The following is a 26,459-nucleotide window of genomic DNA, read 5'->3' as shown; positions in this document are numbered from 1 at the left end:
AGACGCATTATGAGCGAAAAAAAAACCTACAGCATTTCGGAATTATCAGAAGAGTTCGGCATCACGCCGCGCACCCTGAGATTTTATGAGGACCACAAGCTGCTTTTTCCGAAACGCGACGGACAGACCCGGATCTATTCCAATGCCGACCGGGCCCGCCTGGTGTGGATCCTGCGCGGCAAGCGGGTCGGGTTTTCCCTGGCGGAAATTCGCGAGGTTCTGGACCTGTATTACCAGGAGGGCGGCAAGTTCAAACAAAGTCAGATCACGCTGGAAGCCTGCCGCAAGAAAATCGCCACTTTGGAACAGCAGAAAAAAGACATTGATGACACGCTGCACCAACTGAATGAGATTGTCCAGATGATCGAAGCCTGGATGGAAGAACAGAATGTGAAGCCTATAGGAGACAAACACCATGCCCAGCTATAATGCCCCTCTTAAGGATATGAAATTCCTGCTGCATGATTTTCTTAACCTGCAGCAATACAATAATCTGCCGACCTTTCAGGAAGCCAGTCCGGATATGGTCGACGCCATTCTGGACGAGGCGGCCAAACTGACGGAAAATGTCTTCCAGCCGCTGAACCAGTCCGGCGACGAAGAAGGCTGCCATTGGGAAAATGGCGTGGTAACCACCCCCAAGGGATTCAAGGACGCCTACCGGCAATATGTGGAGGGCGGCTGGCAGGGACTGACCGGCGATCCAGAATATGGTGGCCAGGGCCTGCCGCAGACCCTGGGCCTGGCCATAAGTGAAATGATGATTGCCGCCAACTGGGGACTGGCCATGTATCCGGGCCTGACCAAAGGCGCCACCGAAACCATTCATGCCTGGGGCACAGAGGAACAAAAGGCGCTGTATCTGCCGAAACTCTATAGCGGGGAATGGTCCGCCACCATGAATCTGACCGAACCCCATTGCGGCACCGATCTGGGGCTGTTGCGTACCAAGGCCGAGCCTCAGCCCGACGGCACGTACAAGATCACCGGCACCAAAATTTTTATTTCTGCCGGCGAACATGATCTGACGGAAAACATTGTCCATCTGGTCCTGGCCCGGATTACCGGGGCACCGGAAGGCACCAAGGGTATCAGCCTGTTTATCGTGCCGAAATTCCGGGTCAATGAAGATGGCTCCTTGGGCGAACGCAACGGCGTGTCCTGTGGCTCCATCGAGAAAAAAATGGGCATTCATTCCAACGCCACCTGCGTGCTGAACTATGACGGCGCCACCGGTTATCTGATCGGTGAAGAAAACAAGGGCATGCGCGCCATGTTCACGATGATGAACGAAGCCCGTCTCGGCGTGGGGCTGCAGGGACTTGCCATCGCCGAGGTGGCCCAGCAGAACGCCGCCGCCTATGCCCGCGACCGCCTTCAGGGCCGCGCGCTCACCGGCCCCAAGAACCCGGATTCCAAAGCCGATCCTATCATTGTGCATCCGGACGTGCGGCGCATGTTGATGACCAACCGCGCCTTCATTGAAGGGGCCCGGGCGCTGGCGTTGTGGACCGGGGTGCAGATCGACCTGTCCCATCATCATCCCGACGAAAAGGTTCGCGAACGGGCCGACGACCTGGTGGCCCTGCTCACCCCGGTGATCAAATCCTATCTGACCGATCAGGGCGTGGAGTCCGCCAGCCGGGCATTACAGTGTTTCGGCGGCCACGGCTATATCCGGGAATGGGGCATGGAACAGTTCCTGCGCGACAGCCGCATCGCCCCCATCTATGAAGGCACCAACGGGGTACAGGCCATGGACCTGATCGGCCGCAAGCTGCCGGCCAAGGGAGGGGAGCCGGTAAAAGCCTATTTCGCCATGATCCAGAAACTGATCGAGGAAAACAAGGGCAATGCCGAACTGAAATCTTATATGGAGTCACTGGAAAAAGCTTTGGGACGGCTTCAGGCCGCCACCATGTGGCTGATGCAGAACGGTATGAGCAACCCTGACAATGCCGGTGCCGCAGCGCATTATTACCTCAATCTGATGGCGCTGGTGACCCTTGGCTATTTCTGGGCCGATATGGCCAGAAAAGCCAAGGAAATGATCAGCAAAGGGGAAGGGGACGAAACCTTCCTGAAAAACAAGCTGATCACAGCCGACTTCTATTTCACCAACATCCTGCCGGAGACCGCCGCCCTCAGAGTGAAGGTGGAAGCGGGCGCCGACCCGGTCATGGCTCTTGACGCAGAGGCCTTTTAAGGCCCAACACGGAGGATAAAGACAATGGCAGAAGCCTATATTTACGACCATGTGAGAAGTCCCCGCGGACGGGGCAAAAAAGACGGCAGCCTGCACGAAGTGACGCCTGTCAATCTGCTCTCCCAGGTTTTGCGGGCCCTGAAGGAACGCAACGGGTTCGACCCGGCGCTGGTGGACGACGTGATCGCCGGCTGCGTGACCGCGGTCGGCGAACAGGGCGGCAATGTCGGCCGCTTTGCCGCCTATATGGCTGATTACGGCGATTCCGTACCGGGCATGCATGTGAACCGCTTCTGCGCCTCGGCGCTGGTGGCGGTCAACTATGCCGCCGCACGGGTTATGGCCGGCCAGGCCGATCTTATGCTGGCCGGTGGCGTGGAAAGCATGTCGCGGGTGCAGATGGGATTTGACGGCGGGGCCTGGCTGTTTGATCCGCAGGTCAGCAACAAAGTGGGATTTGTGCTTCAGGGCATCAGCGCCGACCTGATCGCCACCAAATACGGCTTCAGCCGCGAGGATTGCGATGCCTATGCCCTGCTCAGCCAGAAACGGGCCAAGGCGGCCTGGGATCAGGGCCATTTTGCCAATTCCGTCATCCCCATCAAGGATCAGCTGGGCATCACCCTGCTGGACCGAGACGAATATATGCGCCCCGAGACCACGGCCGAGGATCTCGCTGGTCTCAAACCGTCCTTTGTGGATATGGGCGAGATAGGATTTGACAGTGTGGCGCTGCAAAAATACCCGCTGCTGGAACGCATGAACCACGTTCACCACGCCGGCAACAGTTCCGGCATTGTGGACGGCGCCGCCGGCATGCTGATCGGCAGCCGCGAAATGGGCGAAAAACTGGGCCTGAAACCCCGGGCCCGGCTGATCTCCTTTGCCGATGTGGGCATCGACCCCACGATCATGCTGTCCGGGCCGGGGGCGGCGGCCCGCAAGGCGCTCAAGCGCGCCGGCATGGTCAAGGAAAATATTGACGTCTGGGAGGTCAATGAAGCCTTCGCCTCTGTGGTATTGCGCTTCTGCCAGGAAATGGAACTGACCCCGGAACAGGTCAACGTCAATGGCGGCGCCATTGCCATGGGGCATCCGCTGGGCGCCACCGGGGCGATGATCCTGGGCACCGCGCTGGACGAGCTGGAACGCACCGGCAAGGCCACCGCACTGGCCACCCTCTGTGTCGCCGGCGGCATGGCCACGGCGACCATCATTGAACGGCTTTAAGGAGGACAGGACATGACAAATACCATCAAATTCGATCTGGATCAGGACGGTATCGCCCTCCTCAGCATTGACGTGCCGGGTAAATCCATGAATGTGATCACCGAAGCCTTCATGGACGACATGGAGGCGCTGATCCGCAAGATTTCCGAAGATGACGCCATCAAGGGGGCTGTCATCACTTCGGCCAAGGAAGGCTCCTTTGTGGCCGGTGCCGATCTCGGCATGCTGCTCTCTCTCACCCAGAACCGCGACAGCATGAGCCCGGAGGAAATGTTTGCTAAGGCGTTTCGGCTCAACAAAATGCTGCGGGACCTGGAAACCTGCGGCAAGCCGGTGGCGGCGGCCGTGAATGGTCTCGCCATGGGCGGCGGATTGGAAATTGTGCTGGCCTGTCATCACCGGGTAGTAGCGGACAACCCGAAACTCAATCTGGGCCTGCCGGAGGTGATGGTCGGCCTGCTGCCGGGCGGCGGGGGCACACAGCGGTTGCCGCGGCTGATGGGGGTTCAGATGGCCCTGCAATATCTGCTACAGGGCAAGAATATGAAACCACAGCAGGCATTGGCCTTCGGGGTCATCCAGCAGGTGGTGCCGGAAGCCGAAATTATCCCGGCAGCGAAAAAATGGATTCTCGACGGCGGCAAGGCGGAACAGCCCTGGGACAGCAAGAAATTCAAGATCCCTGGCGGCCAGGGCGTTTATGACCCCAATATCGTGCAGACCTTTATTGGCGCCACCGCCATGACCAAAAAGGAAACCAAGGGGAACTATCCGGCCGCCATCAACATCCTGAGTTGTGTTTATGAAGGCCACCAGCTTCCCATGGACAAGGCGCTTGCAGTCGAGAGCAAATATTTTGTCGATCTGCTTAGGGGCGACGTGGCCCCCAACATGATCCGCACGCTGTTTGTCAACAAACAGGCCGCGGAAAAAGGCATTCGCCGGCCCAAGGACCAACCGAAAATGCCGACCAGAAAGCTCGGTATGCTGGGCGCGGGCATGATGGGGGCGGGGATCGCCTATGTCTCTGCCCGGGCCGGGATCGAGGTCATCTTGTTGGACGTGACCCAGGAAGCCGCCGAAAAAGGCAAGGACTATTCCCGGGGGCTGCTGGACAAGGCGGTTAAACGCAAGAAAATGAGCCCGGAAAAGGCCGATGAAATTCTCGCCCGGATCAAACCGACCACCGATTATGCGGATCTTGAAGGCTGTGACCTGATTATTGAAGCGGTCCTTGAAGATATGGACGTGAAGGCAGATGTAACCGCCAAGACGGAAGCGGTGGTGCCGGAAAGCTGTATTTACGGCTCCAACACCTCCACCCTGCCGATCACCGAACTGGCCAAGGCCAGCCAGCGCGAAGATCAGTTCATCGGCATTCATTTCTTCTCGCCGGTGGACAAAATGCCGCTGGTGGAGATCATTATGGGCAAAAAAACCGGGGATGCGGCGCTCGCCAAGGCCCTGGACTATGTGGCCCAGATCAAGAAAACCCCGATCGTGGTCAATGACAGCCGCGGCTTTTACACCAGCCGCTGTTTTGCCACCTATGTGCAGGAAGCCGGCAATATGGTGGCCGAAGGCATTGCCCCGGCGCTTATTGAAAACTGCGGGGTTTATGCCGGCATGGCTGTGGGGCCGCTGGCGGTGGGCGACGAGGTCAGCCTGGAGCTCAGCTATCATGTGACCGAAGCCACCAAAAAAGCCCTTGGCGAGGCTTATGTGGCCCAGCCGGCGGACGCGGTGGTGGAAAAACTCTATAAGGAGCTGGGCCGCAAAGGCAAAAAGAACGGCCACGGCTTTTATGAATATCCCGAGGGCGGCAAAAAATATCTCTGGCCGGGGCTTGCTGAACTGTTCCCGCTGAAAGATCAACAACCCGCGCCGGAAGAGGTGACCAAGCGGCTGATGTACCGCCAGGCCATCGAAGTGATCCGCTGCCTTGAGGAAGGGGTGCTGCTGGCCCCGGAAGATGCGGATATCGGGGCCATTTTCGGCTGGGGCTTTGCGCCCTGGACCGGCGGCCCCTTAAGTATGGTGGACACCATCGGGCCCAAGAAATTCCTCGAAGATTGTGAGGCACTGGCGGCCCGCTACGGGGCTCATTATACCCCGCCCAAGCTTCTGAAAGAAAAAGTCGCCAAGGGCGAAAAGTTCTATAGCTGATTTTTCGTGCTGTCTACTGCGCAACTTTCGGGCGGAAAGGGTCTCAACCCCCTTTTCGCCCTTTTTTCCCTCTTTACCCTTTTTTCTTTGCCGCTCCTTTTCGACCCTTCTTTTTTTACTCCCTCCTTGTTGATCTCTCCTTGTTGATCTCTCCTGGCCCCCGCGCGACAGCAGCGGCGGGTGACAACTACATGCAACAACAGCTGCACGGGCAACAATGACTCCCTGGCCGAAGGCATTGATTGAATCCCTGAATCCTGATCAACGGATATTAAGACGGATATTAAGTTAGTTTGCCTAACTAATCTAATATCCGTCCCCAGAATGTTAGCCACACGTCGGAGAGTTCATGGCCGCCGGCGGGCCCGCACCACCACACCGTCTGCTTCGAAACTGTGCCCCGGAATGTCCATCTTCCGGCGGCGGGTTTCGGTTTTTTCAATCTCCAGCCCTTGGAGCAGCCCGGCTATCTCCTCAGCCGGCGCAAAAAGATCCTCTTGTGCGGCCTGATCCTCAAAATCAACCCCGGTCAGGCCGATATACAGCACCACCCCACCCGGCACCAGAAGATCCCCGATCTGGGCCAGAAGGCGGGTGCGGTCGGCTTTGGGTAAATGAATAAAACACAGATAAATCAGATCGAATTTTTTGGGCGAAGAAAAATCCAGAATATCCCCGATATGGGTGGTGATCCTGACCCCCGCTTGTGCCGCAGCGCGCGCGAGATCCCGGATCGCCGCCGCACTAAAATCCACCGCTGTGACCTGCCATCCCTGTTGCGCCAGGGCAATGCTATCCGCGCCCTGACCCGCGCCAAGATCCAGCGCCCGACCCGGTTTGAGAGTCCGCACTTCCTGCATCAAAAAATCATCCGGTTTGGTCCAGACCTCGTCACAAGCTTCATAATATTCCTGCCAAAATGCTTTCCAGTTTCTGTTGGTCATGGGTTCCCCTATCTTAAATTCTTAAATCTCACTGTCCTTAATCTCACTGCCTTAACTCTCGCCGCCTTAACTCTCGCGTTGTAAACGGCCATCTCGTGAATTATTTAGGTTAGTAAGGCTAACTAACTTTAAAAGTCATAACATGTTCCCTTTGATCTCTTTCCTTTCGTCAGTGTTTGTATGTGGTTGAAAAACTTTAGCGCGACTCTCACCACAATTTACGCGAAGCCACGCCCTTATTACGGCCCGCCCGGTCCCTTATGCTTATTGGATCTGGTGTGATGAATTTGACGGTCCTGTCCTTGTTGATGTCATATAGCCTGGGTTGATGTCATACAGCCTGGGAACTTCGCATTGAAAAACCACACCAGAGTTCACGATTTCACCAACTTGCTGATCTTGGACGAGCCAGCGGGGCCAGATCACAGGTTTCGGCAGACTTTCGTCAGAAGAGCCGTCAGTTTCACCCCCTCCTCCGGCGTGAGCAAATCCTGGATTTCATGCGCCACCAAATCATAAACCCGACTTTCCTTTTCCAGAAGGTCCCGTCCGTCGCGGGTCAGTAAAATATGCCAGGCCCGGGAGTCATATTGGCATCGTACTCTTTCAATCAACCCTCGTTCTTCCAGCTTTTTAACCATCGTACTGGCAGAGGCCCGTTGCACCTGCAGAGTTTCGGCCAGTTGGGACAGATGTGCCCCTTGCCCATGAAAGTCCCGTTTCTCTCCTTGATGCTCATGATGATAGATCTGCTCCAATCTTTCCACAGATTTCAGGTAATCATATTCACTGAAAGTCAGGGGGCGCAGGCTGCGTTCCGCCTGCCAGCGCCGGGCCAAATATCTTTGCACATGATCGAGGGCCTGACCGAGAGACATCATATACCCCACACTCCTTTGGTTGGAAAACGTCATCCTTTTTTCTGATCTGGTTTTAGGGATCGGGACCCCTTATCTCATACCCCTTATATCTTATATTGGGCCACGATCAAATAAAATTAGTTAGCCTAACTAATATCAAGGCTAATATTAAGGAAGTGCCCGGGTATGTCAACCCCATTCATATTAACCCCATTCATATTATTAGAGTGAATTGTGAAGAGGTTGACCCACGAAAACAGCCGACAGCACGATCAATACAAACCCCAAGGCAAATCCCGGCCGTGTCCTGTCTCCCCGTTTACCCCCGCTTCCTCCGAACGATCGCAACAGTTTTCCTTACGGAAACAATATGGAAAGAGCGGAAGAAGGGTATTGTATGCCTGTATCCTTGATTGCAGGGAGGGGGTGGTGATAAATTTCTACCCGGAAATCCCGTCCGCGCAGTTCTTTTAATATCCTTTAATATATTTTGATATATCGCATAGTATATTTTGATATAGTTCAGGCCGTAATTTTTCAGCGATGTCTTGAATTCGAGAAAACCGAACGATAAGTTGTCCCCAAAAAGACGGCATCATCAACTGCAACAGGGCCCCGACATGCAAAAGTTTCCTCTTTTTTTCATTTTCTGCCTTCTCTTTGTTGTCCTGACCGCCTCCCTTGCCCGAGCCGACTGGGTGCTTGAGGCGGAAAATTCCCATCTGTCCTTTGGTTCCATCAAGAAAAACACCATCGGGGAGGTCAATCACTTTACCAATATAGATAGTCGGATCAGCACAAACGGCACCATCACGCTGACCATTGATCTGTCTTCCGTGGAAACCTGGATCGACATCCGTAACGACCGCATCAGAAAATATTTGTGGCAGACCGATCGCTTCCCGCTGGCCACGCTGCGGGGCACCATTGATCTGGCGGAGTTTGAAAAACTTGCCCCGGGGGAAAGCCTTGTGATTGACACCACCTTTACCCTGTCGCTGCATGGGACAGAGCGGGCCATTGAGAGCGAACTTCGTGTCGTGCGCCTTGCGAAAGACCGGGTCATGGTGCTGCCCCATGAACTGATTTTTCTGGATGCGGAAAATTTCGGTTTACTTTCCGGACTTCTCAAGTTACAGGAGCTTGCCGGCCTGCCGTCCATCAGCACCGCCGTCCCCATCAGTTTCTATCTGACCTATCAGAAAGACTGACCCCGAATATTCTTTCAAAATACCGGACCTCGAAGACATAAGGCTTTGAGGTCGGCCAAACGTTATATGTACCGTAGATATACTGTCGTTGATAATTTGCAGGTGAGAAAGACACAGATTATGCCAAAACTTACCCCTCAAACCCTTTTGTCCTGTTTCCTCGGCGGATGCGCCCTGCTGTCCTTCCCCCTCTCATTACCCGCAGGGGCCCAAACCGAAGACCAACTGATCTCCGAAGACCAACGGGTGGACCCGGCCATTCTGGAAATCCTGGCCCAGGCCGCCGCGCGGGACGGGGGACAACATTTCCAAACCGTACTGGAGCTGGCCATTGCCGCCAATCCAGATAAAAAAGACGCCTTGTTGAGCGCCGCCGAGGCCCTGAGGCCACACCCGTCCTCGCAAATGACTCCTGGTGAGGCGCCCCCCGCGCCCGAACCGATTACTGTGGTCGAAGAACGCATCCCCGAAGCCCAGTATCCGTTTTTCCATTTCAAGGGCTGGGACGGCGAAGCGGACCTGAATCTTCTGGTCAGTTCCGGGAACACGGATCAGCAATCCTTCGGCCTTGGCGGGAAAATGACCCGCGATAATGGGCGTTATCACAGCACCTTCAAGGGATTTTTCGACTTTAACAAAAGCTCAGGCGTCAAGGACAAACAGACCTGGGGGCTGTCCTACAAACTGGATTATGACTTTTCGCAACGTATGTTCCTGTCCGGCTTCCTAGGCTACAAAAACGATCAGTTCGGGGCTTTCCGCGAAAGGTTTACCCTGTCGATGGGTGCCGGTTATCGGGTCTTTGAAAACGACACCTATCAATGGGACGTAGAAGGCGGCCCCAGTATTCTGTGGACCAAGGAACTGGCCGGAGAAGATTTTGACCGGGAGGTGAATGCCTTTGCCAGCAGCAATTTCACTTGGATGATCAACGAACGCAGCGATCTGAGCAACGAGAGTAACGTCTATTTCGGCAATCTGCTGGTCGCGGAAAATAAAACAGCGCTCAAAGTCAAAATCAACGGCGCGCTGAGCAGCAAATTTTCCTTTGATATCCTGTATGACCGGGATGCGCCCACAGACCGGGACACCACGGACCTGATCGCCCGCGCCGGTCTACTGTATGATTTTTAACCGCCGTATGATATCCGGCTGAGGTGGCGATGACGCGCCCGCCGCCCTATGTCCCCATCAGATGCAGCGCAATGCTGCGCCGGTGGGGGCGGGCGCGATGCTCAAACAGGTAAACGCCCTGCCAGGTGCCAAGCATCAGTTCCCCGCCCATCAAAGGGATGCTGAGCTGGGTCTGGGTCAGGGCCGATTTGATATGGGCCGGCATATCGTCCGGCCCTTCCGCCACATGACGGTAAAGACGATTGTCTTCCGGCACAAGCTTGCGGAAAAAATCCTCAAGATCGCGCATCACGTCCGGATCGGCATTTTCCTGAATCACCAGCGACGCCGAGGTATGGCGCACAAACAAGGTCAGCAACCCGTCCCGTACGCCCTGATCGCAAACCCAGCGTTTCACCTCGCGGGTGATGTCATAAAGCCCGGTGCCGCCGCTGTCGACAGACAGAATATGCGTCATCTGTTTCATGCTGGTATTCTAGCCCATCCTCTCCCGAAAAGACAACGCCGTGTCGTTGCTCTTTCCCCCAGATATGACCAATAAAAAAACGTTTTTACTCCCCAGCCGCATAACCCAAGGGCTGTTGCTTTTTTCGAAACCAAGGGACCAGCCATCTGCCGTTCTTTAGATAGCGCAAAACTTCCGCAAATCCGGACAGTTCTGCTTCAAATTCAATTTCAGAGATGTTTTCCCCATCCAGAAAACGGTTTAATTCTAGGGGATTTGTATGGGGGTAATTTAATCCCGCCTTACAGGTGGTGGCAGAAGCCATCCCCCAATCCGACAGCCATTCCAGATGCTCTTTTTTATAAAACCCGCTTGGATAGCAGAAATGCGTCGGCCGATGCGAACAGATTTTTGCAATGCTGTCCCGATTGTCGCGGAGTTCCCGAAACATTGTCTCCCTGCATACTCCCCCCAAATTATGTCGATGTGTATGCAGTTGAATATCCACACCAGACCGGTGCATGTCATAAAGCACCTGTTGGTCAATAAGATAAAATAACCGCTTTTGTTCTATGTTTTTTGGATCAAGTCCCAGCTTGATCGCAACATAGTTAACAAAGGCCTGCCTGTCTACAGCTGTGGGCAGGCTATCGGCATACCGTACAAGACGGGATACCAGATCTTCCGAAACCACATGTGGATATGCAACAAAATCCTGAGGTAGCTTTCCGGTGAAATCAGAGAAATCCACTTTCTGTCGTGTTGTTTTCCAGAAAAGATAGAGAAGCAGGATATTATTGACCGGCAGCTGTTTTTCCACATAATATGTGGTGACATAAAGGGTCCAGTCGAAACCATATTGCCGCAATAATGGCCACGCGATATTTTCCACCCCCTGCCAACCATCATCCACTGTTAGTACCAGACTATGAGGCGGTAGACGGTCTTCTTGCATGAGCTTTACAGCATCATCCAGTTTTAAGACTGAAAACCCCATTCGTGAGATTTTCTCCAGCCGCCGTCGAAAAACGTTTTCAGAAATAAACAATTTGGGATGAAACAAATGCTCATCATCCAGGGCAAAACCATGATAACACAGGATCCTGAGGCCTTTTCTTGTACAAAACCGCGCGACGTAAAACAGACCTGTATATTTTGGGTATACGGATTTAATGGTTGATGGGGCACCTTCACCCCATCAATCTGATACCACCCTCAGATGGTTGATAGATCGACTCCGTAGTTGAGTTCCTCTGCGAAGTCCGGCAGTCCGTAACCGATGGTTTTCTTGTAGAAAGGAGAGACCTTCGCAGTCGGTGCCTTCTTCTTGTGCTTCGTGGTGTAGAGCATTCGTGCCCGCATCACCTCGAAGGAGTAACCGCGCCCTTCACGGTTCTTGTCCTTGGCCAGTCGGTTGATGGACTCCGTGTAAGCGTTGGTGACGGGCATGTCCGTCTCGAAGTAGGTCATGGTCTCTTCGCGCCAGTTTCCCACTGCCCTGACCAGATCGCTCCAGACTTCCTTTTGGCCCTTCGGGATGGTGGCTATCCACTCGTCCAGGGCGGCTTCTGCCTGGAGCCGTGTGGTGGCGTCCCAGATGCCGTAGAAGCGCTCCTTGTGCTCGTAGGCGGCCAGCAGTTGCGGGAACGCGCCTGTCCAGGTCTCCATGATGAGGCGCTCCCGGTCTGAGACTTCGTGAGCGCGTTTCAGCAGGATTTTCCGGTCTCCCTTGAGAGTCCGGCTCTGGGACGGTTTCAGCTCCTTTCTGAGGCCCTTGCGCACTCTCTCTAGGGCATCGTTGGCCATGCGCACCACATGGAACTTATCGACCACGATACGGGCCTGGGGCAGCACAGCCTTGACCGCTGCCCGGTAGGGGTTCCACATGTCCATGCTGACGATCTCGACCTTCTGCCGGTCTTTCAGATTCATCAGGTAGTTGGTCACCACGTCCTGGCGGCGGGTGGCCAGCAGGTCGAGCAGGGTTCGCTCCTCAATGTTGGTCAGAATGCAGCGGTAGCGCTTGTTCAGGTATAGCTCGTCAATGCCCAGGATGCGGGGCGTCTCGAAGCGGTGCCAGCGCCCCAGGAACTCGGCGCGGGCGTTGAAGATGTCGCGCACCGTCTTCTCGTCCAGGCCGGTCTGTGCCGCCACAAAGGTGTAGGGGTGGTTGAAGGATTCCTTCTCCACGTACTCATGCAGCCGCAGTGTCATACGGAATCCGTCCACCATCTCCGGTAGCTGGGGCCTGAATGTTGTCTTGCAGGCCCGGCAGGTGTATCGGCGGCGGACCACCCAGAGAGTGACCCGCTTGCCGTGGATGGGCAGATCACGATAGGGAACGTCACGCTTGCCGAACCGTACGAACTCACCCTGCACGCCGCATTCCTCGCAGGCGATGGGATCGGGCACGTCCACCTGGAAGTGCATTTCGTCGTCGGTTGATTTGCAGCCCAGTACTTGGTATTGCGGCAGGTGAAGGATGTTGTCGGGAAGTTCGGTCATGGTGTTGTATAGGCGTAGGTGTCAGTCAGATCCATCCGACTCGGCATTGGTGTTTGCTTTTTTACCCAACAAGCTGCTGGAAACGAAAAGTAAGGCACCGAGGACAATTGCAATATCAGCCAGGTTGAAGGCCGGCCAATGCCAGTCTCGCCAATAGAAATCAAAGGAATCCACAACATAGCCGCGAAAGACCCGGTCAATCAGGTTGCCCATGGCGCCACCGAGGATAAGACTGTAAGCGATGGCTTCTCCTTTATGACGATTTTCAAGGATCAGCTTGATCAGAAAAATCGAGACCACTACCGCGATTCCGATAAAAAAGTAGCGCTGCCAGCCTCCACCATTCGCAAAAAGACTGAATGCGGCACCGGTGTTCCATAGGTGCACCCAGTTAAAGAACGGGGTCACCGAAACATACTCGCCATAGGCCATTGATTGCTGCACCAGCCACTTTACAGCCTGATCAGACGCTGCCAGCAGGCCCGATATGGACAATAGGGCATACGGCGAGAGCTTTTTGCCAATAATGAGCATTATTTAACCCTTCAACGCCAAAATGCGTCTGGCACCGTTAAGTACAATGCCCCCCGCGATGGTGCCGATAATCAGATCCGGATAATTGGAACCGGTCCACGCGACCAGGGCGCCGGCGGTGATGACCCCCAGGTTGATCACCACGTCGTTGGCCGAGAATATCCAGCTTGCCTTCATGTGCGCCCCGCCTTCCCGATGTTTGGATATGAGCAGCAGACAACTGGTATTGGCAATCAATGCGAGGAATGCGATAGCCATCATCACCAGCGATTCAGGCTCACTACCGAATACAAAGCGTCTCACCACCTCTACGAGCACGCCCACAGCCAAGATCAGTTGCAGTACACCAGCAAGATGCGCGGCACGTACCTGCATTTTCACGCTATGTCCAACCGCATAAAGGGCAAGCCCGTACACCGCCGCATCGGCAAAATTGTCCAGGGATTCTCCAATCAGGCCGGTGGACCGGGCGATCAGACCGGCAGTCATTTCCACCACGAACAGAAGTGCATTGATGCCGAGCAACCAGCGCAGGGTCCCGGATTCTTGCTTAGCAGAAGCTGCCGAAAACTCGGCGGCCTTGATGGTCTCCGGATTTGCAGCGACGGTTTCCTGAAGCGAGGCGCCTAGCCCCAAGGTCTTCAGTTTCGAGGTGACGGGCTCGACCTCGCCGTCATGCACGACCTTCAGCCGGCGGTTCGACAAGTCGAAGGACAGCGCCCGAATCTCCTCAAAGCCGTTCAGGGCTAGGCGAATCATTCGTTCTTCTGATGGACAGTCCATCTTCGGCACGGCATAAACACTGACCCATCTCCCTGGCGCCTCGGAGGAGGCCTGTATATCGGTATCCGCTGCGGACGTTGCATCACCGCCACAGGCGCCACCACAGGATTTGCTCATGATACGACTCCACTTGAACAATGTTGTGGTACCATTTAAAACTATAAAGCTACTATAAGGTCAATAGAGTAAAGAATCCGTTGGGGAGGAGGCTGATGCGCATTGGTCAGTTGGCGCAGTTGGTAGGGGTCGAAACACAGACGATCCGCTTCTATGAACAGCAGGGCTTGTTGCCGCCGCCTGATCGGCAGGACAACGGTTACCGTGTCTATACCGAGAAGCATGGTGAGGGGCTGGCCTTCATCCGTCGCTGCAGAATCCTGGGCCTGTCACTGGCTGAGATTCACGAACTACAGAGCTATCAGGACGACCCTCATCAGCCTTGTACCGCCGTCAACACCTTGCTCGATGATCACATCTCTCATGTGCGGTCGCAGATAACCGCTCTGCAAGCGCTTGAGAAACAACTCGTTTCACTGAGAGCGAGTTGCAACGATGACCGGGAAGTTGAGGCGTGTGGGGTTCTTGCTGGAATTAGCGAAGGAAACATGCACCAGCAGTAGGTGAAGCATCAACCAGATAATCCGATGAGATGCCGGTCTGTCTCACTCTCATGCAAAGGTAAGATCAACCATTTAATCCGCTTACCCTATATTTTGCTATATAAAGAACTAGTATTTTCAGATAACGCATTCCCCCAACCTTACACCCAATACTAAGGGCAGGATTTTAACAGATAAATCACTTAAGAGAGAGTGACATACCGCTAAATCCCCTAAAGAACCATGCTATTCTTTATTTAACTTTACTATTTAGCTTCTTAGGCTGATACACACCCCTCGGCAAAATTCTCTACTACCCTTAATCTATTATAGAATATTTTTTAATACGATGTTAATGTGATTGTCATATTTTTGCAACTAAAAGGTGGGGCCAAATAATGGGGAAGGGAAACTCTGTTCTCAAAGGTACTGTTTTCAGTTTACTGATCATCACATTGTTCATTTTATGGACCGAACTTTCACCAGAAACACTAAGCCTATATGGAACGGAGGATGGCGTTATAGAGAATATCTCTGCTGTGTTTTTTCTCATTTCGAGCGCGGGCTTCTTTATTGTCGCCTGGAAATCAACGTATCTGAAGCAGTCAGGTTCCCGATGGTCATATTTTATGATTTTAAGCTGGGCAGTGCTGATGTTTGTTTTCTTTGGGGAGGAAATCAGCTGGGGGCAGCGGATTTTTGATTTCAATACTCCTGAATCGTTAAGCAAAATAAATGAACAGCAGGAATTTAATCTTCATAATATTGCTCTCGTCAACGCCGCCTTCGGCGGTAAATACCGCTATTTGTCCCTCATGATACTTTTGACCGGCATTGTTTTTCCACTACTGGCATTATCCGCACGAGGCAAAGCCCTGTTTCAGAAATTTGCATTCCCGGTTTGCCCTCTGCAATTTAGCCTGCTGTTCTTGGGCAGCTATATTTATGGAAAATATTATCTGGTCTGGAATCCCGCCACAGGGGTTACACCCCTGAATAATATTACGGAAGTACGTGAGTTTCTATTCGGACTGGGCATGGCTTGTTTCGCCCTCTATGGCGTTTATAAACCTAATTCATTATTTTTAGCTGATAGGTAGTCGGGGAGGGTTCTTTTGGGGCCTGTTGATATGATCCTGTAAAAACGCAACACCAGCAGAAAACTTAATATCGCCAGGTGGATCAGCGGCTCCCGCAGGTCCGCCTTGACCATCATCAGATGATGCCCCACCGCCAGGGCAGCGATCAGGTATACCAGCCGGTGCAGCCGGGACCAGAGGCGCCCGAGCCGGCGGATCATGGTTTTTGTGGAGGTCGCCGCCAGCGGCAGAAGCAGCACAAAAGCCACCATCCCCAGCATCATGGCCGGTCGTTTCACCAGATCCTTCCAGATCACCGCCCAGTCGAAAAAATGATCCAGTACAAGGTAATTTGTCAGATGCAGCAGGGCGTAAACAAACGCATACAGCCCCAGCGGCCGCCGCCACCGGATCAACCAGTTCTGTTTCAAGGCCCGGCGCAGCGGCGTGATCGCAAGGCTTAGCAGCAAAAACCGGATCGCCCAGTCCCCGGTATATTGATTGACATATTGAAAGGGATTGGCGGTCAGCGCATGAGCCTGGACATTCAGCAGCAGCCCCACCTGCCAAAGAAGCCAGAGCAACGGCAGCAGCGCCAGCACATGCAGGCCCAGTTGCAGATATGTCCCATAGGCTTTCATGATCAATAAAGTGTCCTGGGATCCATATCCCGATACAGATGCGCCACCTCTTCGCCATACCCGTTAAAGGGCAGCGTGTCCCGACGAAAAAATTCGCCAATGCGCCGTTCCCGGGCCTGCGACCAGCGCGGATGATCCACCGCCGGGTTCACATTGGCGTAAAAGCCGTATTCCCGGGGCGCAAGACGCTGCCAGCTGTTTTGCGGCTGCCGGTCGGTGAAACTGAGGCGGACAATGGATTTAATGCTTTTAAACCCGTATTTCCAGGGCACCACCAACCGCAGCGGCGCCCCGTTCTGGCCCGGCAGAACTTCCCCATAAAGCCCCACCGCCATCAGGCTGAGCGGATTGAGCGCCTCATCCAGACGCAACCCTTCCACATAAGGCCAGGGGATAACCCGACGGTTCTGCCCCGGCATCTGGTCAGGATCATAAAGCGTTTCAAACCGCACATATTTCGCCCCCGATTGCGGCTCTAGCCAGCGGATCAGATCCGCCAGCGGAAACCCCACCCACGGAATCACCATGGACCAGGCTTCCACACAGCGCAGGCGATAGATGCGCTCCTCCAGCGGGAAACGGCCGATCAAATCATCCACATCATAATCTCCCGCCTTGTTCACCAGCCCATCAATGCGCACGGCCCAAGGCCGGGGTTTGAGATAAGGGGCATTCTTCCGCGGGTCTTCCTTGCCGGTGCCCAATTCGTAGAAATTATTATAGCCGGTCACCGCCTTATAGGCGGTCAACGCCTCCCCAGGATCATAGAGCGGATTCTTCGTCACCCCAGACAGCTTCTTCCCTCGCCCTTCGGCCCGTCCCGCTGCCGGCATCAGACCGGCCGCCGCCCCGCCCGCCAGGCTTCCGCCCATCAGACCAATCCGGCCCACATCGCGCAGGAAATTGCGGCGGGTGAGGTAAATATCCCGGGGGGTCACCTCGTTTTCCAATAGGTCAGAGCTTTTCACGATCTTGATCAGCATGTCTTTCCTTTAGAGTGAATTGCAAATGGGTCAATCTATGCACAATTCATTCTAGTATTCCCTTTCTAAGCATACCATAATTTGCCCCGCCGACCTGTGCCATTAACAGCCGATCACAATTTCGGGAGATCATGTTATGGCTTGCGAAAATTACTGAATTCGGGCATCACGAAGGCAGAATTGAACAGGAGAGAGTATGAGCCCGCCGCTGCTGATCTTACAGGATATTGCCCTTCGATACGGCCCCCATCCGCTGTTTGACGGGGTCAGCCTTGCCATCGGTGAACGGGACCGGATCTGTCTGGTGGGCCGGAACGGCTCCGGCAAATCCACCCTGATGAAAGTTATTCACGGCACGGTGGACGCCGACAGCGGCGAACGTTTTGTCCAGCCCGGCACCCATATCGCCTATCTGGATCAGGACCCGGATCTGTCCTCCCATGAAACAGTTCGGGATTATGTGGCCGCAGGTCTGCCGGAAGCTTCGCGGGACGATCTGTATCAAGCCGATATTATTCTGGCCGAAATCGGTCTTGATCCCACTCTCGCCACCAGAAACCTTTCCGGCGGGGAACGACGGCGCGCGGCCATTGCCCGCATCCTGGTAAGCGAAGCGGACATCCTGCTGCTGGACGAACCCACCAACCATCTGGATATTGCCACCATCGAATGGCTAGAAACCAGGGTGAAGGAGTATCGCGGGGCACTGGTGATCATCAGCCATGACCGCGCTTTCCTGTCACATCTTACCACCACTACTTTCTGGCTGGACCGGGGCCGGGTGCGCCGTCTTGACAAGGGATTTGCGCATTTTGAAGACTGGGCGGAAACCATCCTTGACCAAGAGCGGGGAGAACGGGAAAAACTCGACAAACTGATTGAAAAAGAAACCGAATGGTCACACAAGGGCATCACCGCCCGGCGCAAACGCAATATGGGCCGTATGCGCGCGCTCAACGCCCTGCGAGAACAGCGCGCCCGGCAAATCCGTGAGGTAGGCCAGGTCAAACTGGAAGCCTACAGCGGCAAGGTCAGCGGCCGCAAGGTGATCGAAGCCCGCAAGGTCAGCAAGGCCTTTGGCGACAAAGTCATTCTCAAGGATTTTTCCCTCCGCATCCTGCGCGGCGACCGCATCGGGATCATTGGTCCCAACGGGGCGGGAAAATCCACCCTGTTGAAAATTCTGACCGGGGAACTGGCCCCCGACAGCGGCACCGTCAAACTGGGCACCCATCTGGAGGCCACCTATCTGGACCAGCGCCGCAGCCTGTTGAAGGACACCGACACGGTCTGGGAAACCTTAAGCGACGGCGGCGATCACATTATGGTTCGCGGCGCGTCCAAACACATCATTTCCTATATGAAAGATTTCCTGTTTGATGCATCTCAGGCCCACACCCCGGTAGGGGCGCTGTCCGGCGGGGAACGCAATCGGCTTTTGCTTGCCAAGACCTTGGCCCACCCCACCAACCTGCTGATCCTGGACGAGCCGACCAACGATCTGGATATGGATACGCTGGACCTCTTGCAGGAGGTCCTCAGCGACTATGACGGCACTGTGCTTCTGGTCAGCCATGACCGGGATTTTCTTGATCGCACCGTCACCTCGACTATAGTCATGGAAGGCAATGGTCAGGTAACCGAATATGCCGGCGGCTACAGCGATTATTTGCGACAACGCAAATCCCCCGATCCAGCCCCCCAGGCATCACCGGCCGACCGGATGAGGCCCGGTTCCCCTAGCGGCAAGACCCCCCCTCAAAAACCGACGGCCCGCAGCAGCAAAAAACTCAGTTACAAACATCAGCTCCGCCTGCAACAGCTTCCGGAGGAAATGGCGACGCTGGAAAAGCGGATTGCCAAAATCGAAACCACGCTGGCAGATCCGGGGTTCTATGCCAGGGATCCGGATGGTTTTGCCTTGCTCACCAAAGAACTGGAAAAATGCCAGAACAACCTTGCCGCAATCGAAGAAGAATGGCTTGAACTGGAGCTTCTGCGGGAAGAAATGGACGGGCCATAAAAAATGCTGCGCAACATAGGCGCAGCATTTTGTCAGATCCCCCTCTTCGAAAGTTTAATGCACCCCGTGCATGGCCTTTCTCAGAAGCGGGGTCAAAAGCAGGATAAACACACCCACGCCGATACTGATCAGACCGATATTGGTATAGACCTCCATCGTGGCCATCACGTCCAACTTGCCGGCGTCGGCGCCGTGGCCGCCACTGCCGGTGAGCGAACTGATCCAGCCGGCCACATAATTGCCCATGGCCGAAAACAGGAACCATGTGCCCATCATCATGCCGACAATCTGCGGCACGCTGAGTTTGGTCACCATGGACAGCCCTACCGGGCTCAGGCATAGCTCGGCCACTGTCAGCGACAGATAAATGAACACCAGCCACATGAAGTTCTTTGCGGTGCTGTCATCAAGACCCATGCCCCAGGCAAACACCACATATCCCAGACCAATCAGCAACATGGCGAGACCGAATTTACCGGGCGTTGAGGGCTCCCAGCCCTTTTCAGACAACGCCACCCACAGCCACGCCATCATCGGCGCCAATATAACAATCAGAGCCGGATTGAGGAACTGCACCTGTGACGCCAGCAGACTGAATCCGAACACATTCAGATCGAACTGCTGATCCGCCAGCAGAGTCAGGCTTGCAGCCTGCTGTTCGAACAGGGCCCAGAACACCGCCTGAACCGCGATCAGGAAACAAGCAACCAGCAACCGGTCCCGCTCTTCCTTGAGACATTTGGTAAAGGCATAAAAGAGGATGATCGAAATCATCGCTACCCCCGACACGCCGAGAATCTGTCCCACCAGGCTCTGATACTGCATGAAGATCCAGTTGATGATCACAAGACCCAGACCGCCCAGATAAATGGTGTTTTCCTTGGTCAGGCCAATGGGGCTCTTTTCCTTCAGTACTTCGGGCCGGGTTGGCTCGGCCCGGCCTTCCAGCAACGCCTGCCCCCCCAGGAACACCAGAAGCCCGAACAGCATCCCAATGCCGGCAATTCCGAAACCCCAGTTCCAGCCATAGGTTTCGCCCACATACCCGACAATAACGGTCGCCAGCACGGACCCCAGATTAATGCCCATATAGAAAATGGAGAAACCGCCATCCCGACGGGGATCGTTCGGCCCGTACAACGCCCCCACAATGGTGGAAATATTCGCTTTCAGGAATCCGACCCCGGTAATGATCAGCGCCAGGGAAAGAAAAAAGATATTGAGGTAAAACTCGCTGCGGACGACCACATCACCGTCCAGATAGGCTTTCGGGCCGTGAAATGCCATCATGCCATGCCCCGCTACCAGCAGGAAAGCACCATATACAACCGCTTTGCGGCTGCCTAGATAACGGTCCGCCAAAAATCCGCCAATAATGGGCATCATATAGACAAGACCGGAATAGGCCCCGTAAATCATGCTGGCTTTTTCAGTGCTGAACATATGGTATTTCACCATATACAGCACCAGAATAGTACGCATGCCGTAATAGGAAAACCGTTCCCACATTTCAGTGAGGAAACACACGGCGAGACCAATCGGATGGCCCATAAGCTCACGTTTCTGCGACCCGGTATGCAGATCATCAGCTATATCGGTCATGTCCTGATCTCCTTGCTATTGTCGTTCACATAAACTGCCATATCTGACATTCTCATCCCTAATTTTTCTTAATCTCGGCGATTGAAAGCGCACAGTTTGGCAGAAAAGATATTATCTGTCATCTGCCTTAACCCACCGACAGCGCAAAACAGCAGATTATTCCGATCTGCTGTCCTATGCGAAAATTTTATACAGAATTTTCCGCATCTGTTCTCATGGCAGTTCTTGAAAACAACCGCTCTCACGCACAGGGGCCAATGGTAATGACAAAAGAGTCCACTCAAAAACACGCATTTCAGCAGTTTACAGCCGGCCTGCTTGATCCGTATAAATGAAACCGGATAGAGTAAACTGGCATTCTTTTTTTTGAGGGGCACAGAAATGAAGATCAGCAGTAATTTCGACGGCGGCAATATCGAGGTTATCGAGGCGGAAAATCCGCAGAATATCCGCCTGCGGATCCGCAAGGACAATCAGTCCGATTTTTTTCAGTGGTTTTATTTCCGCATGACTGGCGCCAAAGGCCAGCTATGTGCGCTCAGCATCGAGGAGGTGGCCGACGCCGCCTATCCCGAGGGTTGGGAAAATTATCAGGCCGTGGCCTCCTATGACCGGGAGAACTGGTTCCGGGTCAGCACGGTTTATAAAAACGGCACCCTCACGATCCAGCATGTCCCGGAAACCGACTGTGTTTATTATGCCTATTTCGCCCCCTACAGCATGGAACGGCATCACGACCTGATCGCCCGCTGTGCCCGTCATGAGCAGGTCGCCCTGCATTCTATCGGGGAAACGGTGGATGGGCAGGATATGGATCTTCTGACCATCGGTGAGAGCGATAGCAACAAAAAAGTTATCTGGATCATTGCCCGCCAGCATCCCGGTGAAACCATGGCCGAATGGTTCATGGAAGGTTTTCTCGAAAGGCTGCTGGACGATACGGACCCGGTCAGCCGGGAATTATTGAAAAAATGTGTCTTCTATGCGGTGCCCAACATGAATCCCGACGGCAGCCGCCGGGGACATCTGCGCACCAATGCCGTGGGGCGTAATCTCAACCGCGAATGGCATGACCCCTCCCTGGATCACAGCCCCGAAGTATTTTACGTGCGCGGCAAGATGGATGAAACCGGCATGGATCTGGTACTGGATGTGCACGGGGACGAAGCCCTGCCCTATAACTTCATCGCCTGTTTCGAAGGTATTCCCGACATTAACGAATCCCAGCTTGACCTGGCCTATGACTTCCAGAAGGAACTGGCGCGCCTCAATCCTGATTTCCAGACCGAAAAAGGCTATCCCAAATCGGCGCCCGGCACAGCGGATCTCAGCATGGCCACCAACCAGCTCGCCTTCCGTTATAATGCCGTTGCCATGACCCTGGAAATGCCGTTCAAGGATACGGTGGAAACACCATACCCGGAAAGCGGCTGGTCCCCGGAACGGGCACAAAAACTCGGCCGTTCCACCCTGGATGCCCTGTGGGCCATCATTGATCGGCTGTAAGGACGCGGGAAGCAGCCCCCCTGTGGATCGCCCCCTTCGGGGGGTGCGATGACGTTTCCCCTTCCTTGCGCTTCCCCGTCATTGTCCTTGCCACCTCTCCTGCGTCATTGCCGCGAAGGCGGCAATCCAGCCCCTCCCCAAAGATGTTCCGCCCGGCTTGTCGTCCGGAAGGGCTTTATTTGAAAAGACTCTTAAAAAGGACTCTTAAAAAGGACTCTGGGCTCCCGCCTGCGCGGGAGCGACGAAAGGGAACTTCGGGAGCTCACGATGATGCAGGCTCTTCGGGACGAAAACCTCAAACATAGAGTGAATTGTGAAGAGGTTGACCCATTCTGCCGGTCAGGTCTGGTTCAGGAGCCAGGGGTTTGGCGCCGGCCATACTGGCGGTACGGCCAAGCCACAATCCGCCAACAGAATTGAGCCAACCTCTTCACAATTCACTCTAGTGGATGACGTGTGGATGACGTTTCCCTTTAACGTCATTGCAACGCGCAACAGCAACGCAGCAATCCACAATTTCAGAGGGCCACAATTTCAGAGGAGACCAGAAGGCTCTAAATGTCTTCTCACAGGAACGCCTTCACAAAACAGTCTACCGGATATGCAGTTTGCGGCTGGCGGCGGTGCGGGGTTGCCAACCGACTCGTTCCAGTTCTGGTGTATCGTTTTCTTCCGCCGGATAGCCCACACACATATAGGCCACCAGGTCCCAGCTGTCGGGCACATCAAGAATTTCATGCACCTTGTCAGGATGCAGGATCGACACCCAGCCCATTCCCACTCCACGCGCCCGCGCCTGGAGCCACAACGCCACAACCGCGCCGGCCACAGAATAATTGAGCATTTCAGGCATGGTCTTGCGGCCGAGCCCCGCCCCTTCCTGAACGTCCCGGTCCACAAAAATCGCCAGATGCACCGGCGCCTCCTTGAGCCCGGCCAACTTCAACGAGGCATAAAGTTTGGCTTTTTCCCCCTCATAATCCTGCAAGGCCGCCTGATTGCAGTCGCTGAAATCCTCGATGATCTGGCGGCGGCGCTCCGGGCTTTCCACACTGACAAAACGCCAGGGCTGACTGTTGCCCACGGACGGCGCCAGACAGGCCCGGTCGAGGATATCATCCAGCAATCCCTCTTCCAGGGGATCGGGTTTGAAATGTCTGACGTCACGCCGCCAGATATACAACTCATCCAGTTTGTCGAGAAACTCCTGGTCGAAAACCGGCGGTGAAGATCGGGATTTTTTTGTCATACCTCTTTTTTACCGTAAGCCCGCATCAGAGCCAAATATTATCCGCACCTTGTTCATTTCGCGCCGGGTGTCCTGAAAGATACCAAGGCCGCTATACCGTCGTGGCCCAGCCGCCATCCACCGTCAACGTCGCGCCCGTCACATAGGATCCGGCCCGGCTGCACAGGTAAATGGCCGCTCCCGCCATATCCTCCGGTTCTCCGATTCGCCCGCGAGGCACTTCGCGGATGATTTTATCGGTGCCCACCGCCTCAAACAGACCCTTGGTCATGGCGCTGGGGAACGGGCCCGGCGCAATGGCCGTGACATTGATATGATCCGCCGCCAGACGTTTGGCGAGCACCCGGGTCATATGAATCACCGCCGCCTTGCTGGCAGAGTAGCTATAGGTTTCCGGATCCGGAACATGCTGTCCATCCACGCTGGCAATATTGACCACCCGCGCCGGATCTTCATGCCGCCCCGCAGCCCTGAGCAACGGAAACAGCTTCTGGGTCAGGAAAAACACCCCCTTCACATTCACATCCATCACCTTGTCCCAGCCGCTTTCCGGGAAGTCCTCAAACGGCGCCCCCCAGGCGGCCCCTGCATTATTGACCAGAATATCGAGACGCTGTTCCCGTTCCTTGATGGCCTCGGCAAAGGCCACCACCCCCTCATAGGTGGACAGATCCGCCTTGAGACCGATACAGGTGCCATAGGCCGAAAGCTCCTCGACGGTTTTTCTGACCTGCTCCTCCTTGCGCGAACAGATATAGGTTCTGACCCCGTTTTCCACAAACCCGCGGGCAATCATGGCCCCGATGCCGCGCGAGCCACCGGTAATCACCGCCGTTTTGCCGGAAATGTCAAAAAGAGTTTTCATGTTGCCATTCTCCCTAACCCAAACAATCGTTTGAAAACTGTATCGCGGCGGGATCAAAAAAGCCAGGCCCCATCTCCCGCTCTCAAAAAGTCCGGCAGCTCTTATACCGGGAGCTCTTATAAATGTGTCTTCAGAAAATCCAGGGTGCGTTTTCTGGACAGGGCGGCAGCTTTGGGATCATAACTGCCCCGCTCGTCACAAACAAATCCGTGATCGGCGCCGTCGTAAATATGGAAAATCGCGTCTGCTCCAAGGGCCTTCTGGCTCTGGCGGATTTTTTCCACATCTCCCACGGTGATGATCTGGTCCCGCTCGCCGAAATGGTACAGCACCGGACAGCGGGGTTTGCGTTCCCTCTGGCCGGTGATGCCGCCGCCGTAATAGACCACGGCACATTCCAGATTCAGATGACACGCCGCCATGAAAGACAAATAACCGCCCCAGCAATATCCAATCGTGGCCCGCCGGCCATATGGAGCCAGCGCCTCGAAACAGGTGGTAATATCCTGAAGCGCCACCTCATCCGGGGTTGCGAATTTATATTCCCGCGCCCGGGCAAAATCCGCATAGGACAGACAGAGTTTTTTTTCGATCCGGTCATAGAGCGCCGGCGCCAACACCGCGTATCCTTCCGCGGCATAGCCGTCCGCCAGGGCCTGGATATGGCGGTTGACCCCGAAAATTTCCTGCAACAGGATAATGCCGCCCCGGGCGCTGCCATCCGGTAACGCCTGATAAACATCGAAATGATGGCCATCCTCAGCAACCAGTTCGATAAAGTCTCCCATCTTGTCCTCCTGTCTGTTCCTGATCCCTTCCTGATCCCTTAAAGTGTATCAGATGCCCCGTAGGCGACAACCGAATTGCGCATCATTCCCCCAGATAGAAACTGTATTATTCAGCAGTTTTCCATTTAACAGTTTTCGCCAGCAGGAAGGCCGGCAGGTGAACATATTATTGAGGGTTTTTCTATGCAGAGTGCAATATGCACGTTATAATTGTATGACTCTGTTGGGAAGAGCAAACTGGATAAACCGGCTTTACACAAAGATATACCCAGATTTTAGGTGATTTGAATTAATATGTCCAATTACGCGGATTACGTTGTTTTTGCAGACGAAAGTGGAGACCACGGTTTGGATGGGATCGATAAGGGCTTTCCCATGTTCTGCCTATCCTTCTGCCTGATCAAAAAGCAAGACTATGTGTCCACTGTCGTGCCGGCGTTCCAACAGCTCAAATTCGACTTTTGGGGCCACGATGGAATTGTTCTCCATGAACGTGAGATCCGTAAATCGAAAGGTCCGTTTGCAGTTTTGCGTGCCAACCCTGAACTGCGACAACACTTCTATGGGCGGATGAACACTTTGATGGTGGATGCCCCAATGCATATTTCAGCATCGGTAATCCGTAAGCACAACTTGATTGAGAAATATAAGACACCTTGGAATCCATATGAGATTGCTCTTTATTTTTGTATGGAACGACTTCTCTCCCGGCTCCTGGCGGAAAAACAACACGGGAAACTTGTCCATGTTCTCTTTGAAAGCAGAGGAAATCGGGAGGATGCCGAGTTAGAGATAGAGTTTCGGCGGATATGTGCCAATCGGAACAACTGGGGCTACAAGCAATCGGACTTTACTCAGATTCAGTTTGAGCCGGTTTTTGTAAGCAAGGCAGCAAATGCAACAGGGTTGCAATTGGCAGACCTTACGGCACGGCCCATTGCGCTCCATTATTTGCGGCCAGAACAAGCTAACAGAGCTTATGACCTGATCGCACCCAAGCTATATGGTGTGAAGAGTTTTCCGTGACAAAAAGTAGAAAAACAAAAGGGCCCCGGAAATTCCAGAACCCCATTGTCGACCGGGAAATGCCCAATCCTTTGTCTCTG

General features: G+C 54.3%; 24 protein-coding genes. 11 read left to right on the top strand and 13 right to left on the bottom strand.

The window, feature by feature from the left end; translation table 11 throughout:
• Positions 1-9 precede the first annotated feature (9 nt).
• The 4 genes from FE788_RS00315 to FE788_RS00300 are packed head-to-tail and all read left to right on the top strand — an operon-like array spanning position 10 to position 5,602.
• Positions 10-429, top strand: coding sequence for a MerR family transcriptional regulator (locus FE788_RS00315; RefSeq protein WP_138378778.1), 420 nt, complete (start codon positions 10-12; stop codon positions 427-429).
• Entirely contained in the window at positions 416-2,206 is a 1,791-nt protein-coding gene (locus FE788_RS00310) for an acyl-CoA dehydrogenase C-terminal domain-containing protein (protein WP_138378777.1), read from the top strand. Before FE788_RS00315 ends, FE788_RS00310 begins: the two co-directional genes overlap by 14 nt.
• Before the next feature lie 24 nt (positions 2,207-2,230).
• Positions 2,231-3,436, top strand: coding sequence for an acetyl-CoA C-acetyltransferase (locus FE788_RS00305; protein ID WP_138378776.1), 1,206 nt, complete (start codon positions 2,231-2,233; stop codon positions 3,434-3,436).
• Positions 3,437-3,448: 12 nt separating this feature from the next.
• Positions 3,449-5,602, top strand: coding sequence for a 3-hydroxyacyl-CoA dehydrogenase NAD-binding domain-containing protein (locus FE788_RS00300; protein WP_138378775.1), 2,154 nt, complete (start codon positions 3,449-3,451; stop codon positions 5,600-5,602).
• A gap of 347 nt (positions 5,603-5,949) precedes the next feature.
• Here FE788_RS00300 and FE788_RS00295 read toward each other — a convergent pair whose 3' ends face one another.
• Entirely contained in the window at positions 5,950-6,546 is a 597-nt protein-coding gene (locus FE788_RS00295; RefSeq protein ID WP_138378774.1) for a class I SAM-dependent methyltransferase, read from the bottom strand.
• 422 nt (positions 6,547-6,968) lie between these two features.
• Positions 6,969-7,427 (bottom strand): MarR family winged helix-turn-helix transcriptional regulator, encoded by a 459-nt coding sequence (locus tag FE788_RS00290; protein ID WP_168190195.1) that lies wholly within the window; start codon positions 7,425-7,427, stop codon positions 6,969-6,971.
• Positions 7,428-8,026: 599 nt separating this feature from the next.
• Here FE788_RS00290 and FE788_RS00285 point away from each other — a divergent pair.
• The gene (locus FE788_RS00285; protein WP_138378772.1) at positions 8,027-8,617 is read left to right on the top strand and encodes a YceI family protein; all 591 of its coding nucleotides are present in this window, start codon (positions 8,027-8,029) and stop codon (positions 8,615-8,617) included.
• Positions 8,618-8,737: 120 nt separating this feature from the next.
• Positions 8,738-9,751 carry a DUF481 domain-containing protein gene (locus tag FE788_RS00280; RefSeq protein WP_168190194.1) on the top strand — a complete coding sequence of 338 codons (1,014 nt, stop codon included), beginning with the start codon at positions 8,738-8,740 and terminating at the stop codon, positions 9,749-9,751.
• 46 nt (positions 9,752-9,797) lie between these two features.
• On the opposite strand, the gene FE788_RS00275 is transcribed toward FE788_RS00280, so the two are convergent.
• From FE788_RS00275 to FE788_RS00250, 5 genes are all read right to left on the bottom strand, one after another.
• The gene (locus FE788_RS00275) at positions 9,798-10,217 is read right to left on the bottom strand and encodes a secondary thiamine-phosphate synthase enzyme YjbQ (protein ID WP_138378770.1); all 420 of its coding nucleotides are present in this window, start codon (positions 10,215-10,217) and stop codon (positions 9,798-9,800) included.
• 85 nt (positions 10,218-10,302) lie between these two features.
• On the bottom strand, positions 10,303-11,193 hold the full coding sequence (locus FE788_RS00270; RefSeq protein WP_138378769.1) for a polysaccharide deacetylase family protein: 891 nt from the start codon (positions 11,191-11,193) through the stop codon (positions 10,303-10,305).
• Between the two features lie 218 nt (positions 11,194-11,411).
• Entirely contained in the window at positions 11,412-12,701 is a 1,290-nt protein-coding gene (locus FE788_RS00260; RefSeq protein ID WP_138378768.1) for an ISL3-like element ISPpu12 family transposase, read from the bottom strand.
• A 21-nt stretch (positions 12,702-12,722) separates the two neighbouring features.
• Positions 12,723-13,235 carry a signal peptidase II gene (gene lspA / locus FE788_RS00255; protein ID WP_003821921.1) on the bottom strand — a complete coding sequence of 171 codons (513 nt, stop codon included), beginning with the start codon at positions 13,233-13,235 and terminating at the stop codon, positions 12,723-12,725.
• A 3-nt stretch (positions 13,236-13,238) separates the two neighbouring features.
• Entirely contained in the window at positions 13,239-14,135 is an 897-nt protein-coding gene (locus FE788_RS00250) for a cation efflux transmembrane domain-containing protein (protein WP_138378767.1), read from the bottom strand.
• A gap of 95 nt (positions 14,136-14,230) precedes the next feature.
• On the opposite strand from FE788_RS00250, the gene cadR reads away from it, so the two are divergent.
• Complete coding sequence (gene cadR, locus FE788_RS00245) at positions 14,231-14,638, top strand: Cd(II)/Pb(II)-responsive transcriptional regulator (protein WP_007148576.1); 408 nt, start codon at positions 14,231-14,233, stop codon at positions 14,636-14,638.
• A gap of 377 nt (positions 14,639-15,015) precedes the next feature.
• A complete protein-coding gene (locus FE788_RS00240) occupies positions 15,016-15,717 on the top strand; it encodes a hypothetical protein (RefSeq protein WP_138378766.1) in 702 nt (233 codons plus the stop codon).
• Here FE788_RS00240 and FE788_RS00235 read toward each other — a convergent pair.
• Together FE788_RS00235 and msrP are read right to left on the bottom strand one after the other, a co-directional pair.
• On the bottom strand, positions 15,681-16,337 hold the full coding sequence (locus tag FE788_RS00235; protein ID WP_138378765.1) for a protein-methionine-sulfoxide reductase heme-binding subunit MsrQ: 657 nt from the start codon (positions 16,335-16,337) through the stop codon (positions 15,681-15,683). The two genes, FE788_RS00240 and FE788_RS00235, sit on opposite strands and share 37 nt — an antisense overlap.
• Before the next feature lie 2 nt (positions 16,338-16,339).
• A complete protein-coding gene (gene msrP / locus FE788_RS00230) occupies positions 16,340-17,320 on the bottom strand; it encodes a protein-methionine-sulfoxide reductase catalytic subunit MsrP (protein WP_138378764.1) in 981 nt (326 codons plus the stop codon).
• Positions 17,321-17,516: 196 nt separating this feature from the next.
• On the opposite strand from msrP, the gene FE788_RS00225 reads away from it, so the two are divergent.
• Positions 17,517-19,343 (top strand): ABC-F family ATP-binding cassette domain-containing protein, encoded by a 1,827-nt coding sequence (locus tag FE788_RS00225; RefSeq protein WP_138378763.1) that lies wholly within the window; start codon positions 17,517-17,519, stop codon positions 19,341-19,343.
• Between the two features lie 54 nt (positions 19,344-19,397).
• Here FE788_RS00225 and FE788_RS00220 read toward each other — a convergent pair whose 3' ends face one another.
• The gene (locus FE788_RS00220) at positions 19,398-20,945 is read right to left on the bottom strand and encodes a peptide MFS transporter (RefSeq protein WP_210414044.1); all 1,548 of its coding nucleotides are present in this window, start codon (positions 20,943-20,945) and stop codon (positions 19,398-19,400) included.
• A gap of 381 nt (positions 20,946-21,326) precedes the next feature.
• Here FE788_RS00220 and FE788_RS00215 point away from each other — a divergent pair, with 381 nt between their 5' ends.
• Positions 21,327-22,451: a M14 family metallopeptidase gene (locus FE788_RS00215; protein WP_138378762.1), complete on the top strand. Its 1,125-nt coding sequence runs from the start codon at positions 21,327-21,329 to the stop codon at positions 22,449-22,451.
• Between the two features lie 592 nt (positions 22,452-23,043).
• Here the strand turns inward: FE788_RS00215 and bluB are convergent.
• The 3 genes from bluB to FE788_RS00200 form a co-directional block, all read right to left on the bottom strand.
• Positions 23,044-23,700, bottom strand: a complete 657-nt coding sequence (gene bluB / locus FE788_RS00210; protein ID WP_138378761.1) for a 5,6-dimethylbenzimidazole synthase — start codon at positions 23,698-23,700, stop codon at positions 23,044-23,046.
• 91 nt (positions 23,701-23,791) lie between these two features.
• Positions 23,792-24,565 (bottom strand): SDR family oxidoreductase, encoded by a 774-nt coding sequence (locus FE788_RS00205; protein WP_138378760.1) that lies wholly within the window; start codon positions 24,563-24,565, stop codon positions 23,792-23,794.
• 116 nt (positions 24,566-24,681) lie between these two features.
• Positions 24,682-25,353: a dienelactone hydrolase family protein gene (locus FE788_RS00200; RefSeq protein ID WP_138378759.1), complete on the bottom strand. Its 672-nt coding sequence runs from the start codon at positions 25,351-25,353 to the stop codon at positions 24,682-24,684.
• Between the two features lie 294 nt (positions 25,354-25,647).
• Here FE788_RS00200 and FE788_RS00195 point away from each other — a divergent pair, with 294 nt between their 5' ends.
• On the top strand, positions 25,648-26,379 hold the full coding sequence (locus FE788_RS00195) for a DUF3800 domain-containing protein (protein WP_138378758.1): 732 nt from the start codon (positions 25,648-25,650) through the stop codon (positions 26,377-26,379).
• Positions 26,380-26,459: the final 80 nt, after the last annotated feature.

The organism is Luteithermobacter gelatinilyticus (assembly GCF_005849285.1).
GTDB classification, from domain to species: domain Bacteria; phylum Pseudomonadota; class Alphaproteobacteria; order Sphingomonadales; family Emcibacteraceae; genus Luteithermobacter; species Luteithermobacter gelatinilyticus.
This window is presented reverse-complemented; position numbering and strand designations above follow the sequence as displayed.

What these genes read in the sequence shown, in the direction of transcription:
- FE788_RS00315 (WP_138378778.1), top strand. Translation starts at nt 10, where the DNA reads ATGAGCGAAAAAAAAACCTACAGCATTTCGGAATTATCAGAAGAGTTC.
- FE788_RS00310 (WP_138378777.1), top strand. Translation starts at nt 416, where the DNA reads ATGCCCAGCTATAATGCCCCTCTTAAGGATATGAAATTCCTGCTGCAT.
- FE788_RS00305 (WP_138378776.1), top strand. Translation starts at nt 2,231, where the DNA reads ATGGCAGAAGCCTATATTTACGACCATGTGAGAAGTCCCCGCGGACGG.
- FE788_RS00300 (WP_138378775.1), top strand. Translation starts at nt 3,449, where the DNA reads ATGACAAATACCATCAAATTCGATCTGGATCAGGACGGTATCGCCCTC.
- FE788_RS00295 (WP_138378774.1), bottom strand. Translation starts at nt 6,546, where the DNA reads ATGACCAACAGAAACTGGAAAGCATTTTGGCAGGAATATTATGAAGCT.
- FE788_RS00290 (WP_168190195.1), bottom strand. Translation starts at nt 7,427, where the DNA reads ATGATGTCTCTCGGTCAGGCCCTCGATCATGTGCAAAGATATTTGGCC.
- FE788_RS00285 (WP_138378772.1), top strand. Translation starts at nt 8,027, where the DNA reads ATGCAAAAGTTTCCTCTTTTTTTCATTTTCTGCCTTCTCTTTGTTGTC.
- FE788_RS00280 (WP_168190194.1), top strand. Translation starts at nt 8,738, where the DNA reads ATGCCAAAACTTACCCCTCAAACCCTTTTGTCCTGTTTCCTCGGCGGA.
- FE788_RS00275 (WP_138378770.1), bottom strand. Translation starts at nt 10,217, where the DNA reads ATGAAACAGATGACGCATATTCTGTCTGTCGACAGCGGCGGCACCGGG.
- FE788_RS00270 (WP_138378769.1), bottom strand. Translation starts at nt 11,193, where the DNA reads ATGGGGTTTTCAGTCTTAAAACTGGATGATGCTGTAAAGCTCATGCAA.
- FE788_RS00260 (WP_138378768.1), bottom strand. Translation starts at nt 12,701, where the DNA reads ATGACCGAACTTCCCGACAACATCCTTCACCTGCCGCAATACCAAGTA.
- lspA (WP_003821921.1), bottom strand. Translation starts at nt 13,235, where the DNA reads ATGCTCATTATTGGCAAAAAGCTCTCGCCGTATGCCCTATTGTCCATA.
- FE788_RS00250 (WP_138378767.1), bottom strand. Translation starts at nt 14,135, where the DNA reads ATGAGCAAATCCTGTGGTGGCGCCTGTGGCGGTGATGCAACGTCCGCA.
- cadR (WP_007148576.1), top strand. Translation starts at nt 14,231, where the DNA reads ATGCGCATTGGTCAGTTGGCGCAGTTGGTAGGGGTCGAAACACAGACG.
- FE788_RS00240 (WP_138378766.1), top strand. Translation starts at nt 15,016, where the DNA reads ATGGGGAAGGGAAACTCTGTTCTCAAAGGTACTGTTTTCAGTTTACTG.
- FE788_RS00235 (WP_138378765.1), bottom strand. Translation starts at nt 16,337, where the DNA reads ATGAAAGCCTATGGGACATATCTGCAACTGGGCCTGCATGTGCTGGCG.
- msrP (WP_138378764.1), bottom strand. Translation starts at nt 17,320, where the DNA reads ATGCTGATCAAGATCGTGAAAAGCTCTGACCTATTGGAAAACGAGGTG.
- FE788_RS00225 (WP_138378763.1), top strand. Translation starts at nt 17,517, where the DNA reads ATGAGCCCGCCGCTGCTGATCTTACAGGATATTGCCCTTCGATACGGC.
- FE788_RS00220 (WP_210414044.1), bottom strand. Translation starts at nt 20,945, where the DNA reads ATGACCGATATAGCTGATGATCTGCATACCGGGTCGCAGAAACGTGAG.
- FE788_RS00215 (WP_138378762.1), top strand. Translation starts at nt 21,327, where the DNA reads ATGAAGATCAGCAGTAATTTCGACGGCGGCAATATCGAGGTTATCGAG.
- bluB (WP_138378761.1), bottom strand. Translation starts at nt 23,700, where the DNA reads ATGACAAAAAAATCCCGATCTTCACCGCCGGTTTTCGACCAGGAGTTT.
- FE788_RS00205 (WP_138378760.1), bottom strand. Translation starts at nt 24,565, where the DNA reads ATGAAAACTCTTTTTGACATTTCCGGCAAAACGGCGGTGATTACCGGT.
- FE788_RS00200 (WP_138378759.1), bottom strand. Translation starts at nt 25,353, where the DNA reads ATGGGAGACTTTATCGAACTGGTTGCTGAGGATGGCCATCATTTCGAT.
- FE788_RS00195 (WP_138378758.1), top strand. Translation starts at nt 25,648, where the DNA reads ATGTCCAATTACGCGGATTACGTTGTTTTTGCAGACGAAAGTGGAGAC.